We start from the raw sequence: 15,243 nt of genomic DNA on the forward strand, positions 1-15,243 counted from the left end.
GCCATGCAGCGTCGCGAATTCCTCGGCGTGGCGGCAGGTGCGGCGGGCGCTCTCGCGCTCGCCGGCTGCGAAGCGCCGCCTCCGCCCATCGAAGGCGGCTTCACCGGCATCGACGTCACGCGCGGCCACGCGATGCGTGACGGCGCGCTGAAAAGCGCGGCGCCCGCCGTGGTGAAGCGCACGCGCGTCGTCATTGCCGGCGGCGGCGTCGCGGGCCTCGCGGCGGCGCGCGGGCTTCGCCTTGCGGGCATCGAAGACTTCGCACTGCTCGAACTCGAAGACACCGCCGGCGGCAATGCGCGCGGCGGCATGGTCAACGGCATCGCCTGCCCGCTCGGCGCCCACTACCTGCCGGTGCCCGGCGACGACGCGCGCGAGGTGCAGGACCTGCTCGAGGAACTCGGCCTGCGCCGCCGCGTGGCGGGCCGCTGGGAATACGACGAGATCACGCTTTGCCACAGCCCGCAGGAACGGCTGTTCTTCCACGGCGAATGGCAGGACGGCCTCTTGCCCGTGCATGGTGTCGGCGAGGGCACGCTCGCGCAGTACCGCAAGTTCGCGCAGCGCATCGACGCGCTGCAGCACGCGGCGCACTTCGCCATTCCCACGCTCAAGGTCGCGGTCACGCCCGAGCTTCTGGCGCTCGACGCGCTGAGCTTCGCGCGCTGGCTCGACAGCGAGGGCTTCAGCGACGCGCACTTGCGCTGGTACCTCGACTACTGCTGCCGCGACGACTACGGCGCCGGCATCGACCACGTGTCGGCCTGGGCCGGCATTCACTACTTCGCAAGCCGCCACGGCTTTCATGCGCCCGGCGACCCGACCGGCAGCGTCAACGACTCGAGCCCCGAGCGCGACGGCATCCTCACCTGGCCCGAGGGCAACGGCTGGCTCACGAAGCAGCTGGCCAAGCCGCTCGGCGACCGGTTGCGCACGGGCCAGGTCGTCACGCGCATCGCCGACGTGCGCGGCGGCGTCGAGGTCGACGTGTGGGACGCGGCCACGAAATCGCTGGTGCGCTGGCAGGCCGAGCGCTGCATCGTCGCGCTGCCGGTGTTCATCGCCGCGCGCGTGGTCGAGAACCCGCCGCAGGTGCTGAAGAACGCCGCCGCCCATGTGCGCTACGCGCCCTGGCTCGTGGCCAACATTCACCTGCGCGGCCCGCTCGCCGACCGGCACGGCGCCGCGCCCAGCTGGGACAACGTGGTCTACGGCACGCGCGGCCTCGGCTATGTCGACGCGCGCCACCAGACGCTCGACCCCACGCCGCGCGGCACCGTGCTCAGTTGGTACCGCCCGCTGGGCCCGAGCCAGTACGACACCACCGATGGCCGCCGCCTGCTGCTCGACCGCCCGTGGACCGGCTGGCGCGACGACCTGCTCGCCGAGCTGTCGGTGCCGCACCCCGACCTGCCCGCGCTCGCCACGCGTATCGAGATCACGCGCTACGGGCACGCCATGTCCATTCCCGGCCCGGGCCTGCTCGCGCAGATCGGCTCGCAGCACAGCGCGCCCGATGCGGCGCATCGCGGCAGCGTCGTCGCGGGGCGGCTGTCCTTCGCGCATGCGGACTGGTCGGGCTATTCGATCTTCGAGGAAGCATTCACGCGCGGCCACGTCGCGGGTACGGACGCGGCCACGGCATGAGCACGCGCATGAAGACGCTGGTGCTCGGCGGCTACGGCAACTTCGGCGCGCGCATCTGCCGCGCGCTGGCTGGCGACGCGAACATCGCGCTGCTGGTGGCCGGGCGCGATGCGCGGCGCGCCACCGCATTCGCCGAAACGCTCGGTGGCGGCGCGCGCGGCGTGCGCATCGACGTGCAGGCGCCCGATCTCGCGGGCACGCTGCGCCAACTCGGCGTTGCGCTCGTGATCCACACCGCCGGCCCGTTCCAGAACCAGGACTACCGCGTGCCGCAAGCCGTCGCGGCGGCGGGCGCGCACTACATCGACCTGGCCGACGGCCGCCGCTTCGTGTGCGACTTTCCGGCCGCGCTCGACACGGCGTTTCGCGACGCCGGCCGCACGGGCATCAGCGGCGCCAGCACGGTGCCGGCGCTGTCGTCCGCCGTGGTGGACCATCTGGCGAACGGCTGGCAGGGCATCGGCGGCATCGACATCTGCATCGCCCCCGCGCAAGGCGCGCCGCGCGGCGAGGCCACGCTGGCCGGCGTGCTCGCCTACTGCGGCGCGCCGATCCGCGTCTGGCAGCACGGCCGCTGGACCGAGCAGCCCGGCTGGGCGAACCCGGTGAAGGTCGCGTTCGCGCGCATGAAGCCGCGCCGTGGCGCGCTCTGCGACATTCCCGATCTCGAACTCTTTCCCGCGCGCTATGCGGGCGTGCAGTCGGTCATGTTCCGTGCCGCGCTCGAAGTCGGGCTCTCGCAGCAGGCCTTCGCGTTCCTGGCCTTCCTGCACCGCCAGGGCCTGCTGCCCGCGCCGCAAAAGCTGGCGCCGCTGCTGCATTCGACGGGCCGCGTGTTCGATGCGCTCGGCACCGCGCTGGGTGGCATGGTCGTGCGTGTCGAGGGCACCGACGCAACGGGCCGCGCCGCGCGCCGCGCCTGGCACATTGCCGCCGACGACAACCACGGCCCAGAGATCCCCTGCATGGCCGCGATCCTGCTGGCCCGCCGCCTCGCGCGCGGCGAGGCGTTGCCGGTTGGCGCACACGCCTGCGCCGGCCTGCTCACCCTCGCGGCGTTCGACCCCGAGTTCGCGCGCTGGGGCATGGTGACGGACGTGATCGACGAAGGCGCCGCCGCATGACGCGCGCCGCCGGCGAGACAGACGGCCTGCTGCGCGCGAGCCTCGTTGCCGTATGGCTTTTCACCGCCGTCGCCAGCCTCGTCGAGCTGAACGGCCAGAGCCGCGAAGTGCTGGCGGCGGCGGGCATCGCATCGCCGTCGTGGCTGGTGCAGCTGTTGATCGTCGGCGGTGCCGCGGCGGACCTGCTCGTCGGCATCGCGCTGTGGCGCTGGCCGGGCCGCGCCAGCTACGCCGCCGCACTCGCGCTGATGCTTGCAATGACCTTCGTCGCGACCGTACTCCAGCCCTCCCTGTGGCTGCACCCGCTCGGCCCGCTGCTCAAGAACCTGCCCATCGCCGCCCTGCTCTGGCACCTTTACCGACGCGCGACGCCATGAACACCTACCTCGTCCTCAAGTGGCTGCACATCGTCTCCAGCGTGCTGATGGTCGGCACCGGGCTGGGGTCGGCGTTCTACATGTTCTTCACCAACCGCAGCGGCAGCGTGCCCGCGCAGGCGGTGGTGAGCCGGCTGGTGGTGCGCGCCGACTGGTGGTTCACCACGCCCACCGTCATCCTGCAGCCCGCCACCGGCTTCGCGCTCGCGCACATGGCCGGCTGGCCGATGTCGACGCCGTGGCTTGCGGTGTCGCTGGGGCTGTTCGTGTTCGCGGGCCTGTGCTGGCTGCCGGTGGTGTGGCTGCAGATCCGCATGGCCGCGCTCGCCGCGCAGGCGCTCCGTGACGCCGCGCCGCTGCCGCCGCTGTATGCGCGCTACCAGCGCTATTGGGAACTGCTGGGTTATCCGGCCTTCGTGGCGATGGTCGTGGTGTTCTATCTGATGGTGAACAAGCCGCAGTTGCCGTTCTGAGGCGGCGCGGCGCGCACCCTGCGAATGCCTCCTGTGCACTTTTCACGAAGACTTCACACACAGCGCCATCCCTTCACAGAGCGCCAGCAAACTGCCAGGCGCCAACAAAAGACATCGGGGGAGCTTCCATGCTTCAAGTCGCCAATCGAAAACTCGCGTCGCTGAGCGACGTGCTCTTCTCAGGACTGGGCCGCGTGCTCGGCTTCCTGCGTCCACTGGCCCGTGGGCTCATCGGTTCCTGGCGACCCCCGGGGTGGCTGCGCATCGCGGGCGCCTTCGTGCTGCTCGGCCTGCAGTGGCTGCAGCAGCGGCTCGCCTGGCTGTTGCTGCTCCTGCTGCTCCTGGCGGGCGCGTGGCTTGCCAGCCCGCAGATCATGAAGTGGTGGCACGGCCTCACGCCCGACCGCGTCGAACCCGTCGTGGCCACGGCCAAGATCGCGCCGCCGCAGCGCACGCAGATCGAGTTCGACAAGGGGCCCAACCCCTTCGTCATGGGTTTTTCCGCCTCCGTCGCGCCCATCGAGCGCATCGGCAAGGAAGCGACCGGCATCACCATCGAGCCCGCCATCGCCGGCCACTGGACGTGGATCAAGCAGGACCGGCTCGAATTCCAGCCCACGCAAGACTGGCCCATCGGCCAGCCCTACAAGGTGCAACTCGCCCGCAACGCGCTCGCGCCGCACATCGAGATGGAACTGCGCAAGTACGAGTTCACCTCCCCCGAATTCACCGCCCAGATCGCCGGCGCCGAGTTCTATCAAGATCCCGTGCAGGCCAACGTGCGCCGCGCCCTCTTCCAGGTGCGCTTCTCGCACCCCGTCAACACGGCCGAGTTCGAAAAGCGCCTGGTGCTGACCTACGACCAGGCCTGCAGCAGCTCGTTCTTCAGCGTGGGCAAGTGCGCCAGCGAGAAGTTCACCGTGAGCTACGACAAGCTGCGCCTGAACGCCACGCTGCAGTCCGAGCCCCTGCCCGTTCCCGAGAAGACGCGCCCCGTGGTGCTCAGCCTCACGGCCGGCACCGTCGCGCAGAAGGGCGGCCCGGCGCAGCGCGGCGACATCTCGCGCGCGGTCGACATCCCCGGCCTCTTCAGCCTGGCCATTGCCAGCGTCGAGCCCACCATCGTCACCGGTGAGAACGGCGAGCCCGAGCACGTGATGCACGTCACCGCCTCGATGCCGGTGCACGAGCGCGAAATGGCGCGCGTGGTGCAGGCCTGGCTGCTGCCCGCCACCGAAGAAGCCAAGGGCGACGCCGACGAGAAGTTCGACTGGTCCGCCAACGCCGCGAAGATCACCGACGCCGTGCTGCGCCGCGCCAGGAAGATCAACCTGCAGCCCATTGCCAGCGAACGCGAAGTGACCGAACTCGTCAGCTTCCGCATGCCCCAGGCCGAGGGCGGCCGCTACCTGCTGGTGCGCGTGGCCAAGGGCCTGAAGACGCCCGGTGGCTACCAGCTCGGCGCCTCGCGGCAAGACGTGGTGCTGCTCAAGACCTTCGCGCCCGAACTCACCATCATGAGCCAGGGCTCGCTGCTCGCGCTGTCGGGCGAACGCAAGCTGCCGATCCTCGTGCGCGACCTGCCCGGCATCCGCCTGGAAATCGGCCGCCTGCTGCCGCAGCAGCTGCAGCACCTGGTGACGCAGACCAACGGCGACTTCGCGCACCCGCAGTTCTACGGCGGCCTGCAGTCGGACAACCTGGTCGACCGCTTCCAGAAGGAGATCCCGCTCAGCATTCCCGCCGGCAAGGCGCACTACGAAACCGTCGACTTCGCCGAGTACCTGCGCAGCGACGTGGCCGACCGGCGCGGTGTGTTCCTGCTCAAGGTGCAGGGTTACGACCCCGCGGCCAAGAAAGAGAAGGTGCCCGAGGGCGACGCCGAGCAGGCGCAGTCCGAAGAAGAACAACAGGGCCAGTCCGAATCCGACCAGGAAGGCAATTCCGAAAGCGGCAACCCCGCCGACCAGAAGGACCAGCGCCTGGTGCTCGTCACCGACCTGGGCATCGTCGCCAAGAAGTCGCTCGACGGCACGCGCGACGTGTTCGTGCAGAGCATCGCCAGCGGCCAGCCCGTGGCCGGTGCGCTGGTCGAGGTGTGGGGCCGCAACGGCATGATCGTCGCTTCGCAGGCCACCGACGCCACCGGCGCCGCGAAGCTGCCCAACCTGGCGGGCTTCCAGCGCGAGAAGGCACCCGTGGTGCTGGTGGTGCGCAAGGACGGCGACCTGAGCTTCCTGCCCTTCAACCGCACGGACCGCACGCTCGACATCTCGCGCTTCGACGTCGGCGGCCTGCGCGCGGCCGGCGTGCCGAACCAGATGACGGCCTATGTGTTCAGCGACCGCGGCATCTACCGCCCCGGCGACACCATGCACATCGCGATGATGGTCAAGGCCGGCAACTGGGCCACGTCGCTGCGCGACCTGCCGCTGGAGGCCGAGATCATCGACGCGCGCGGCCTCAGCGTGCGCCGCGAAAAGCTCAAGCTCGGCCCCGGCGGCGCCGCGGAAATCGCCCACACCACGCAGGACAGCTCGCCCACCGGCAACTACACCGTCAACCTCTACCTGCCGCGCGAGTCGTCGCCTGGCGCGCCCGAGGTCGAGGGCCTGCTGATCGGCAGCACCACGGTGAAGGTGCAGGAGTTCCTGCCCGACCGCACCAAGGTCACGGCCAAGCTCAGCAGCGAGATCGCCGAGGGCTGGGTCAAGCCCAAGGACCTGAAGGCGCTCATCGACGTGCAGAACCTCTTCGGCACGCCCGCGCCCGACCGCAAGGTCGAGGGCACGCTCACCCTGAGCCCCGGCTTCCCGGTGTTCCGCGCGTTCACCGACTACGCCTTCTTCGACCCGCAGCGCGCCGCCGAGAAACAGGTCGACGACCTGGGCAGCGTGCAGACCAGCGCCGAAGGCAAGGCCGAGTTCGACCTGCGCCTGTCGCGCTTCGACGCCGCCACCTACCAGGTGCACGTGCTGGCCAAGGCCTTCGAGCCCGAGGGCGGGCGCAGTGTGTCGGCCGAGGCGCAGACGCTGGTCAGCGACATGCCCTACCTCGTGGGCGTGAAGGTCGACGGCGACACCAGCTACGTGAGCAAGAGCGCTGCGCGCAACGCCACCGTGATCGCCATCGACCCGCAGGCGAAGAAGACGGCCGTGGCCGACCTGAAACTGCAGCGCGTGGAGCGCAAGGTGCTGTCGGTGCTCATCAAGCAGGACAACGGCCTGTACCGCTACGAGTCGCGCCGCAAGGAGATCGTGCTCGACGAGAAGCCCTTTGCCATCGCGGCCGCGGGCAACACCGTGGCGCTGGACACCGGCACGCCGGGCAACTTCGCCTACGTGGTGCGCAACGTCGACGGGCTGGAGCTCAACCGCGTGGAGTACAGCGTGGCGGGCAACGCCAACGTGTCGCGTTCGCTGGACCGCAACGCCGAGCTGCAGCTCACGCTCGACCGCAAGGACTACGAGCCGGGCCAGGAAATTGCCGTGAGCATCCGCGCGCCGTACGTGGGTGCGGGCCTCATCACCATCGAGCGCGACAAGGTCTACGCGCATGCGTGGTTCAAGACCGACAAGACCGCCTCGGTGCAGAAGATCGTGCTGCCCAAGGACTTCGAGGGCACGGGCTACATCAACGTGCACTTCGTGCGCGACCCGTCGTCGGACGAGGTCTACATGAGCCCGCTGTCCTACGGCATCGTGCCCTTCGCCACCGCGCTGACCAAGCGCACGGCCAACCTGCAGCTCACCAGCAGCGAATTGGTGAAGCCCGGCCAGACCGTGAAGATGAAGCTCACCAGCGACAAGCCCACGCGCGCCGTGGTGTTCGCGGTGGACGAGGGCATCCTGCAGGTGGCGCGCTACAAGACGCCCGACCCGCTGAAGCACTTCTTCCAGAAGCGCGCGCTCGAGGTCGGCACCCTGCAGACGCTCGACCTGATCCTGCCGGAGTTCAAGAAGCTCATGCAGGGCGCCGCGCCCGGGGGCGACGGCGAAGGCGAACTCGGCAAGCACCTGAACCCGTTCAAGCGCAAGCGCGACAAGCCGGTGGCCTACTGGTCGGGCCTGGTCGACGTGAACGGCAGCCGCGAGTTCAGCTACACCGTGCCCGAGAGCTTCAACGGCAGCCTGCGCGTGATGGCCGTGGCCGTGAACGACGAGACCACCGCCGCCAAGAGCACCCGCACCGTGGTGCGCGGCGACATGGTGATCCTGCCCAACGCGCCGCTCGCGATGCGCCCGGCGACACGGTCGAAGTGGGCGTGGGCCTGGCGAACAACATCGCGGGTTCGGGCAAGGAGGCGCCCATTGCGCTCACGCTCACCGCGTCCGGCGGGCTCGAGGTGGTGGGCGACGCCACGCAAACGCTCAAGGTCAACGAGCGCGGCGAGGCCAGCACCAAATTCAACGTGCGCGCCAAGCCGGGCGAGCAGGCGGTGCTGGGTTCTTCCGCGCTGGTGTTCACGTCGACGCACAAGAACTTCAGCGCGCGCCTTGCCACCGAAGTGAGCGTGCGGCCCGCGTCGCCCTTCGTCACGCTGGTGCAGGCCGGCAGCTTCCAGCGCGCGGGAGAGCTGGGCAGCCAGGCCGACCTGTACCCGAACTTCCGCCAGAGCGACGTGGCCGTGTCGGCCGCGCCGTGGGCCTTTGCCACCGGCCTCATGCAGTACCTGGAGGCCTACCCGCACGGCTGCACCGAGCAGATCACGAGCCAGACCTTCCCGGCCGTGCTGCTGTCGGGCCGCCCGGAGCTGGTGAAGGAAATGGCGCGCGGGCGCACCGCCGAGCAGGGCCCGATGCCCGAGGCGCGCAAGACCTTCGAGCGCTACCTCGTGCAGCTGCGCGCGCGGCAGACGGCCGACGGCGGCTTCTCGCTGTGGCCTGGCGCGGGCACCGATGCCTTCGCCACGCTCTACGCGGTGCAACTGCTGGTCGAGGCCAAGGACCACAAGCTGCCGGTGCCGCAAGACCTGCTGCAGAAGGCCAACACCTACCTGCAGGGCTGGCTCGGCAGCGGCGACACCTCGCTGGACGGCTGGCGCCAGCGCACGCAGGCGGCCTACCTGCTGACGCGCCAGGGCATCATCGTGCCGGCCGCGCTGGCTAACCTGCGCGAAGCCTGGCGCGGCAAGCAGACGCAAGGCTGGAGCGACGACCTGGGCGCCGTGTACCTGGCCGCGAGCTACCAGCTCGTGAAGCAGGAGCAGGTGGCCAACGAGCTGCTGAACCCGGTGTGGTCCGACCTGCTCGCGCGCAGCGAGAAGAAGCAGCGCCGCAACGTCTGGGGCGCGTACTACGACCCGCTGGTGCACGACAGCATGACCTTGCACCTGGTGGGCCGCCACTTCCCCTCGCGCCTGAAGACGCTGAAGCCCGCCGTGTGGGAAGGCATGGGCGCGATGGTGCGCGACGGCTGGTACAACAGCCTGTCGTCGGCGTCGATGCTGCTGGCGGTGGACGCGTACTTCGAGGCCGTGGGGCAGAACGTGGAAGGCAAGCTCACGGCCAGCGCCGTCAACGCGCAAGGCCAGGCCGCCGCGCTCGCGCTGGGCGCGGTCAACCCGATCACGCGCGCCGCGGTGCCGGCCGGCACCGCCAAGCTCAAGCTGTCGAACGACAGCGACTTCAACCTCTACTACAGCTGGGCCGAACAGGGCTTCGAGCGCAACGTGCCCGCCACGGCGGTGAACAAGGGCCTGGAGATCTTCCACGAGGTGCTCGACGCCAAGGGCAACCCCGTCACCAAGGTGAAGCTCGGTGAAGAGGTCACGGTGCGGGTGCGCGTGCGCAGCCTGGAGCGCGCGAACATCAGCGACGTGGCACTGGTCGACGTGCTGCCCGGCGGGCTGGAGCCGGTGCTGAACGCCGTGGGTGATGACGACGATGCCAACGCCGATGCGCCGATCTGGAAGAAGCGCCTGGGCGGCGGCGGCTCGTGGAAGGTGCAGTACGCCGACATCCGCGAAGACCGCGTGGTGTTCTACGGCGCGGTCAACAAGGACCTGCTCGAAGTGACGTACAAGGCGCGCGCGACCAACGTGGGCGACTACGTGGTGCCGGCGGCGTATGGCGAGGCGATGTACGACCGGCGCGTGTTCTCGCGCTCGGCGGGTGCGCGCTTCCAGGTGACGGGCAATTGAAAAAGCAGCCGTCCCTGCCTTGTCCCTCTCCCGCCAGCGGGAGAGGGGGCAAGAGCCGGGGCAAGAAAGCGCTGATCGCCTTCGCGTTCGTCGCCGTTCTGCTGGCCCTGCTGCGCCTGTGGCCTCATGCCCCGCTCAGCGAAACCGTTGGCAGCTCCCGCGCTGTCTACGCCCAGGGCGGCCAGCTGCTGCGGCTCACCCTCGCCGGCGACGAGCAGTACCGCCTCTGGGTGCCGCTCGAACGCATCTCCCCCACGTTGATCGACGCCGTGCTGCTCTACGAAGACCGGCGCTTCCACACGCACCCCGGCGTCAACCCCGCCGCGCTCGCGCGCAGCGCATGGCGCATTGCCAGCGGCGAACGCCGCCAGGGCGGCTCCACGCTCACCATGCAGCTCGCGCGCCGCGTCTACCGCATCGACAGCCGCACGCCCACCGGCAAGATCGCGCAGATCTTCGCCGCGCTGTGGCTCGAGGCGCGCTTCAGCAAGCACGACATCCTCGAGGCCTATCTCAACACCGCGCCCTACGGCGGCAACATCGAAGGCGTGCAGGCCGCGAGCCTCATCTACTTTCGCAAGGACGCCGCCCGGCTCAGCTTGCCCGAGGCGTTGACGCTGGCGGTGATTCCGCAGAACCCCGTCAAGCGCATCGCCGAGCGCGGCCGCAATGCCGAGCTGCAGTCGGCGCGCGAACGCCTGTGGGCGCTGTGGGCCGAGCGCGACCCCACCGCGAAGCAGCACGCGCCCGACGCGCAGCTCGCGCTCTCGGCGCAGTCGCGCGGCAGCCTGCCCTTTCTGGCGCCGCACGCCACCGACATGCTGCTCGCGCAGGAGCGCGGCGTGCAGGAGGTGCACAGCACCATCGACCTGCGCATGCAGGCCACGCTCGAGCGCGTGATGGGCCAGTACCTGCGCACGCACGCCGACGTGGGCATGACCAACGCGAGCGCCTTGCTGCTCGACGCCTCGACCATGCAGGTGCGCGCAATGATCGGCTCGGCCGACTTCCACGACGACGCCATCGCCGGCCAGGTCAACGGCGTGCTGGCCAAGCGCTCGCCGGGCTCCACGCTCAAGCCCTTCATCTACGCGCTCGCGCTCGACCAGGGGCTGCTGCACCCGAAGACGATGCTGAAGGACGCGCCCACCTCCTTCGGCCCCTACACGCCCGAGAACTTCGACCACCGCTTCGCCGGCCCCCTGCCCGCGCAGGACGCGCTGATCCGCAGCCGCAACATCCCCGCCGTGGCCGTGGCCGCCAAACTCTCGAAGCCGGGCCTGTACGACTTCATGCGGCTGGCCGGCGTGCAGAAGCTGCAGAGCGAATCGCACTACGGCCTGGCGCTGGTGCTGGGCGGCGGCGAGGTCACGCCCGAAGAGCTCGCGGGAATGTACGCCACCTTGGCCAACGGCGGCATCTCGCAGCCGATCCGCTACACGCAGCCCGCGCCCGACGAGCGGCCCGCGCAGCCGCTGCGGCTGCTGAGCGAAGAGGCCGCGTTCATCACGCTGGACATGCTGCGCCACACGCCGCGCCCCGACACCACGCTGCCCGCGCGCCCCGCCATCGCGTGGAAGACGGGCACCTCGTGGGGCTTTCGCGATGCGTGGACGGCGGGCGTGTTCGGCCGCCATGTCCTGGTGGTGTGGGTCGGCAACTTCGACGGCAGCAGCAACCCCGCGCTGGTGGGCGTCGATGCCGCCGCGCCGCTCTTCCTGCGCATGGTCGACGCGCTGCGCGCCGAGCGGCTCGACCCCGGCGAGGTGGCGTCGCGCCAGCCCGCCGACCTGCGCCAGGTCGAGGTCTGCGCCGCGACCGGCGGCCTGCCCGACGCGCTGTGCCCGGTGCGCACCATGACGTGGTTCATCGCGGGCAAGTCGCCGATCCAGGTCAGCAGCCTGCACCGCGCGGTGTGGGTCGACGAGACCACCGGCAAGGTGGTGTGCGGCCCGGGCCCGAACGCGCGCCAGCAGGTGGTGGAGCAATGGGGCAGCGACATGCGCAAGCTGTTCCGCCAGGCCGGCCTGCCGCGTGCGAGCGCGCCGGCCGACGGCTGCGAGAAGAACGGCGGCGCGCCCGAGAGCGCGCCGCTCATCACCTCGCCGCTGCGCGGTGTGCGCCACACGCTGCGCGTGAACAAGCCCGAGCCGCTGGTGCTGCGCGCCGAAGCCGCCGCGGGCACGCAGGCCGTGTACTGGTTTGCCGACGACGCGCTCGTCGGCCGCGCCGCGCCCGGCGAAGGCATCACCTGGATGCCCGACCTCGCGGTCTCGGGCCGGCGCTACGTGCTGCGCGCGGTCGACGACCAGGGCCGCGCCGAATCGCGTGAGGTGACGATCGACATCGCACCTTGAAGGGATGTCACGCCGACGTCATGGCGCCCCGGCAAGGTCACGCGTTTTCGACTTGCAACCTTTCCTGCCCATGACGCGTTTCGCCTCTCTTCGCGGTCTGTCCTTCGTCGCGCTTGCCGCCGCTTTTGCGTGCGGCGGTGCCTCGGCACAGACGGCCTTCCCCAGCACCCTTGCCGGCCACGCCGTGCTGCCCGCGCTGAGCTTCGTCGCCGCGCCCAAGGACGCGCCGGCCGACCTGCAGGTCAGCGGCAAGTTCACCACGCCCCAGCGCGTGGAAACGGTGGGCAGCGTCGAGGGCCTGTCGGCCGGCCGCCCCACCGGTGCGTCGCTGCCGTTCAAGGGCCAGCCGCTGCAAGGCCACTCGGGCATCAAGAAGATGGACGACGGCAGCTTCTGGATCCTCACCGACAACGGCGCCGGCTCCAAGGCCAACTCGCCCGACTTCATGCTCTACCTGAACCACTACAAGGTGGACTTCAAGAGCGGCAAGTTCAACCGCCTGAACACCATCTTCCTGCACGACCCGGACAAGAAGGTGCCTTTTCGCATCGTCCAGGAAGGCACGAAGCAGCGCTACCTGACAGGCTCCGACTTCGACCCCGAGAGCTTCCAGTTCGCCGGCGGCGCGCTGTGGATCGGCGAAGAGTTCGGCCCCTTCCTGATCAAGGCCGACCTCAAGGGCAAGGTGCTCGCGGTGTACGACACGCTGGTCGACGGCAAGGCCGTGCGCTCGCCCGACCACCCCGCCGTGACCACGCCGGGCGCACCGGGCGGCGCGGTCGACTTCCAGATCAAGCGCTCCAAGGGCTTCGAGGGCATGGCCGCGTCGAAGGACGGCAGCAAGCTCTACGCGTTGCTCGAAGGCCCGGTGTGGAACGCCGAGGCCAAGGACTATGAGAAGGTCGAGGGCAAGGAGGCGCTGCGCGTGCTGGAGTTCGACGTGGCCACCGAGAAGTGGACGGGCCGCCACTGGAAGTACGTGCTCGAAGCCAACGGCAACGCCATCGGCGACTTCAACATGATCGACGGCACCACGGGCCTGATCATCGAGCGCGACAACGGCGAAGGCACGAGCGACAAGGCCTGCCCCGAAGGCCAGAAGCGCACCGACTGCTTCCACGACATCGCCAAGTTCAAGCGCGTCTACAAGGTCGAGCTGAGCGACGCCAACGTGGGCGGCCCGGTGCGCAAGATCGGCTACATCGACCTGCTGAACATTGCCGACCCCGACAAGCTCGCGCGCAAGCCGCTGAACGACGGCGTGCTGAAGTTCCCGTTCTTCACGATCGAGAACGTCGACGTGGTGGACGCCACGCACATCGTGGTCGGCAACGACAACAACCTGCTTCTCGAGCAGCCGCGAGCCGAACAAGGCGGACGACAACGAGCTGGTGCTGCTCGAAGCGGGTGCGCTGCTGCAGGCCAAGTAGGCAAGCCTCGCGAACGCGAGAAAGCCGGGCCCGCGCGGGCCCGGCTTTTTTGTTTTCGGAACGCGATCAGAACACGATGTCCGCGACGATGCGCGCCACCTGCCGCTCGACCAGGCGGTGCTCCGCGGCCAGCGCGCGCACCGACTTGCCGGTGCTGAAGTCCGTGCGGATGCGCTCGTTGCGGATGGCGTCGAAGGCGCGCTGCGCCTTCGGCAGCACGAAGCGCAGGCCGGTGCCGTCGACCGCGTACTCCGCGCTCAGCGCGCGCAGCTTGTCGAAGCCGATCAGCCCCGCCAGCGGGTGGTCCGGCGCCGGGTGCGCCGGAATGTAGATGCGCAGGCCGCCGTAGCGCTCGATCAGCCGCAAGGTGGCGGGCAGCCCGATCAGCCGCACGAACTCGCGCAGGCGCGGCGGCAGCAGCTCGCTGGCCAGCGCGGTGGCGGCCTGGCGCAAGCCGCTGCTGCGGGACGGCGGCGGAGGTGGCGAAGAAGGCGGCATGCCGTGCAAGGGAAACGGCGTCCTGCTGATGAATTCGGGTGCGTTCATACGGCGGCCACGTCCAGGTTGATGGGCGTGTACTCGCCCGTGGCGTCGTCGCGCTCGTAGAAGCGGATGTAGGGCTTGGTGCTCGCGATCTTCATGCTGTCGCCGATCGCCTTCATGGCCTGCTGCCACTTCGCGTCGGCAATGTCGTGGCGGCGCAGGCCGAGCACGCGCGCGGTGCTGATCTTGCCCTGCTGGTCGACCTGGAACGCATCGTTCACCAGCACCTTGATGTTGACGTTGCTGCCCTTGCTCCAGCCCTGGATGCACTCGTCGATCAGCGCCTTGGCGGCCTGAAGGCGTTCGTCGAAGACCACGGTGTCCTGCATGCGGCGCTCGACCTTGTGCTTGCCGTCGAAGCTCAGCAGCGTGACGTTGCCCTTCTTGCCGCCCTTCTTCACGTCGTAGGCCGCCAGGCTGCGCTCGATGAACTCGTGCACCGCATTCATGGCCGACAGCTTGAAGCCGATCAGCGCCGCGCTCTGCCTGCGCGCCTGTTCGCAGAGCTCGCTGACGACGGCATGGCGGTCCTTGTCGATCGGCTTGATCTTCGACACCGGGATCAGCGCGTCGTTGGCGTCTTTCCAGTAACCGGGGTGGTGTGCGATGGCTTCTTGCATGGTGTGTCCTCTCAGGAGTTGACGGTGTCGGTGGCGGTGTTCTTGTCGGACAGCGTGAGCTGCCCCAGCAGCGCGGGCATGGAGACGCGGCGCATGCGGCTCTCGATCAGCAGGCCGGAGACGGCGCGGCTGCGCAGGTAGCGGCAGGTCTCGTCGAGCTCGGCCGCGCTCTGGGCCATGAAATAGCCGGTGTCGGGCTTGCCGCAGATCTGCTCGCCCTGCAGCCGCAGCGCCGAGACGAACTCGCGCACGCGGCGCTCCAGCGCCGGCGCGGGCCCGGCCTGGCCGGTGATGCGCGCGACGAGGTCGCGCACGTGGATGCCGTTGTCGCGGCCCGGCCGCGTGCGCAGTTCGGCAAGCACCTGCGCGGCGTTGATGGAAGACGTGGCCGCGGTGCTCATCGCGAGGTCCCCCAGTAGCGCGAGCGCTGGCCGAGCAGCAGGCTCGGAATGCGCGCGAAGTCCATCGCGCCGGGCCGCACGACCGTGGCCGCCGCGGGCTCGTACACGCTGGTGTCGAGCCGCAGCACC

The 15,243-nt window shown here is 69.8% G+C and carries 10 protein-coding genes and 1 pseudogene; 8 read left to right on the forward strand and 3 right to left on the reverse strand.

Going from position 1 to position 15,243, the window contains the following annotated elements; genetic code table 11:
* Positions 1-3: 3 nt before the first annotated feature.
* From BMG07_RS23140 to BMG07_RS23170, 8 genes and pseudogenes are all read left to right on the forward strand, one after another.
* Positions 4-1,647: an FAD-dependent oxidoreductase gene (locus tag BMG07_RS23140; protein WP_198086507.1), complete on the forward strand. Its 1,644-nt coding sequence runs from the start codon at positions 4-6 to the stop codon at positions 1,645-1,647.
* Positions 1,644-2,771 (forward strand): saccharopine dehydrogenase family protein, encoded by a 1,128-nt coding sequence (locus tag BMG07_RS23145; protein WP_269759315.1) that lies wholly within the window; start codon positions 1,644-1,646, stop codon positions 2,769-2,771. Before BMG07_RS23140 ends, BMG07_RS23145 begins: the two co-directional genes overlap by 4 nt.
* Positions 2,768-3,148 carry a DoxX-like family protein gene (locus BMG07_RS23150; RefSeq protein WP_198086508.1) on the forward strand — a complete coding sequence of 127 codons (381 nt, stop codon included), beginning with the start codon at positions 2,768-2,770 and terminating at the stop codon, positions 3,146-3,148. Before BMG07_RS23145 ends, BMG07_RS23150 begins: the two co-directional genes overlap by 4 nt.
* Entirely contained in the window at positions 3,145-3,621 is a 477-nt protein-coding gene (locus BMG07_RS23155; protein ID WP_198086509.1) for a DUF2269 domain-containing protein, read from the forward strand. The genes BMG07_RS23150 and BMG07_RS23155 overlap by 4 nt, the downstream gene beginning before the upstream one ends.
* A gap of 128 nt (positions 3,622-3,749) precedes the next feature.
* Positions 3,750-8,132, forward strand: a complete 4,383-nt coding sequence (locus tag BMG07_RS23160; protein ID WP_269759316.1) for an alpha-2-macroglobulin — start codon at positions 3,750-3,752, stop codon at positions 8,130-8,132.
* A 932-nt stretch (positions 8,133-9,064) separates the two neighbouring features.
* Positions 9,065-9,763: a hypothetical protein gene (locus BMG07_RS42670; RefSeq protein ID WP_269759319.1), complete on the forward strand. Its 699-nt coding sequence runs from the start codon at positions 9,065-9,067 to the stop codon at positions 9,761-9,763.
* Positions 9,760-12,120: a penicillin-binding protein 1C gene (gene pbpC, locus BMG07_RS23165; RefSeq protein WP_269759317.1), complete on the forward strand. Its 2,361-nt coding sequence runs from the start codon at positions 9,760-9,762 to the stop codon at positions 12,118-12,120. The genes BMG07_RS42670 and pbpC overlap by 4 nt, the downstream gene beginning before the upstream one ends.
* Before the next feature lie 70 nt (positions 12,121-12,190).
* Positions 12,191-13,550: pseudogene (locus BMG07_RS23170) on the forward strand (esterase-like activity of phytase family protein).
* Positions 13,551-13,616: 66 nt separating this feature from the next.
* Here the strand turns inward: BMG07_RS23170 and BMG07_RS23175 are convergent.
* Genes BMG07_RS23175 through BMG07_RS23185 form a run of 3 tightly spaced genes read right to left on the reverse strand, consistent with a single transcriptional unit; the run spans position 13,617 to position 15,114 of the window.
* Positions 13,617-14,096, reverse strand: coding sequence for a Mor transcription activator family protein (locus BMG07_RS23175; RefSeq protein ID WP_269759318.1), 480 nt, complete (start codon positions 14,094-14,096; stop codon positions 13,617-13,619).
* A complete protein-coding gene (locus tag BMG07_RS23180) occupies positions 14,093-14,713 on the reverse strand; it encodes a DUF3164 family protein (protein ID WP_198086510.1) in 621 nt (206 codons plus the stop codon). Before BMG07_RS23180 ends, BMG07_RS23175 begins: the two co-directional genes overlap by 4 nt.
* 11 nt (positions 14,714-14,724) lie before the next feature.
* Complete coding sequence (locus BMG07_RS23185; protein WP_198086511.1) at positions 14,725-15,114, reverse strand: hypothetical protein; 390 nt, start codon at positions 15,112-15,114, stop codon at positions 14,725-14,727.
* Between the last annotated feature and the right edge of the window lie 129 nt (positions 15,115-15,243).

Origin of the sequence: Variovorax sp. E3, from assembly GCF_016082275.1 — a bacterium.
GTDB lineage: Bacteria > Pseudomonadota > Gammaproteobacteria > Burkholderiales > Burkholderiaceae_C > Variovorax.

Coding starts and splice junctions, on each gene's coding strand:
- BMG07_RS42670 (WP_269759319.1), top strand. CDS start 9,065: ATGCTGCTGGCGGTGGACGCGTACTTCGAGGCCGTGGGGCAGAACGTG.
- BMG07_RS23180 (WP_198086510.1), bottom strand. CDS start 14,713: ATGCAAGAAGCCATCGCACACCACCCCGGTTACTGGAAAGACGCCAAC.
- BMG07_RS23150 (WP_198086508.1), top strand. CDS start 2,768: ATGACGCGCGCCGCCGGCGAGACAGACGGCCTGCTGCGCGCGAGCCTC.
- BMG07_RS23185 (WP_198086511.1), bottom strand. CDS start 15,114: ATGAGCACCGCGGCCACGTCTTCCATCAACGCCGCGCAGGTGCTTGCC.
- BMG07_RS23140 (WP_198086507.1), top strand. CDS start 4: ATGCAGCGTCGCGAATTCCTCGGCGTGGCGGCAGGTGCGGCGGGCGCT.
- BMG07_RS23155 (WP_198086509.1), top strand. CDS start 3,145: ATGAACACCTACCTCGTCCTCAAGTGGCTGCACATCGTCTCCAGCGTG.
- BMG07_RS23175 (WP_269759318.1), bottom strand. CDS start 14,096: ATGAACGCACCCGAATTCATCAGCAGGACGCCGTTTCCCTTGCACGGC.
- BMG07_RS23160 (WP_269759316.1), top strand. CDS start 3,750: ATGCTTCAAGTCGCCAATCGAAAACTCGCGTCGCTGAGCGACGTGCTC.
- BMG07_RS23145 (WP_269759315.1), top strand. CDS start 1,644: ATGAGCACGCGCATGAAGACGCTGGTGCTCGGCGGCTACGGCAACTTC.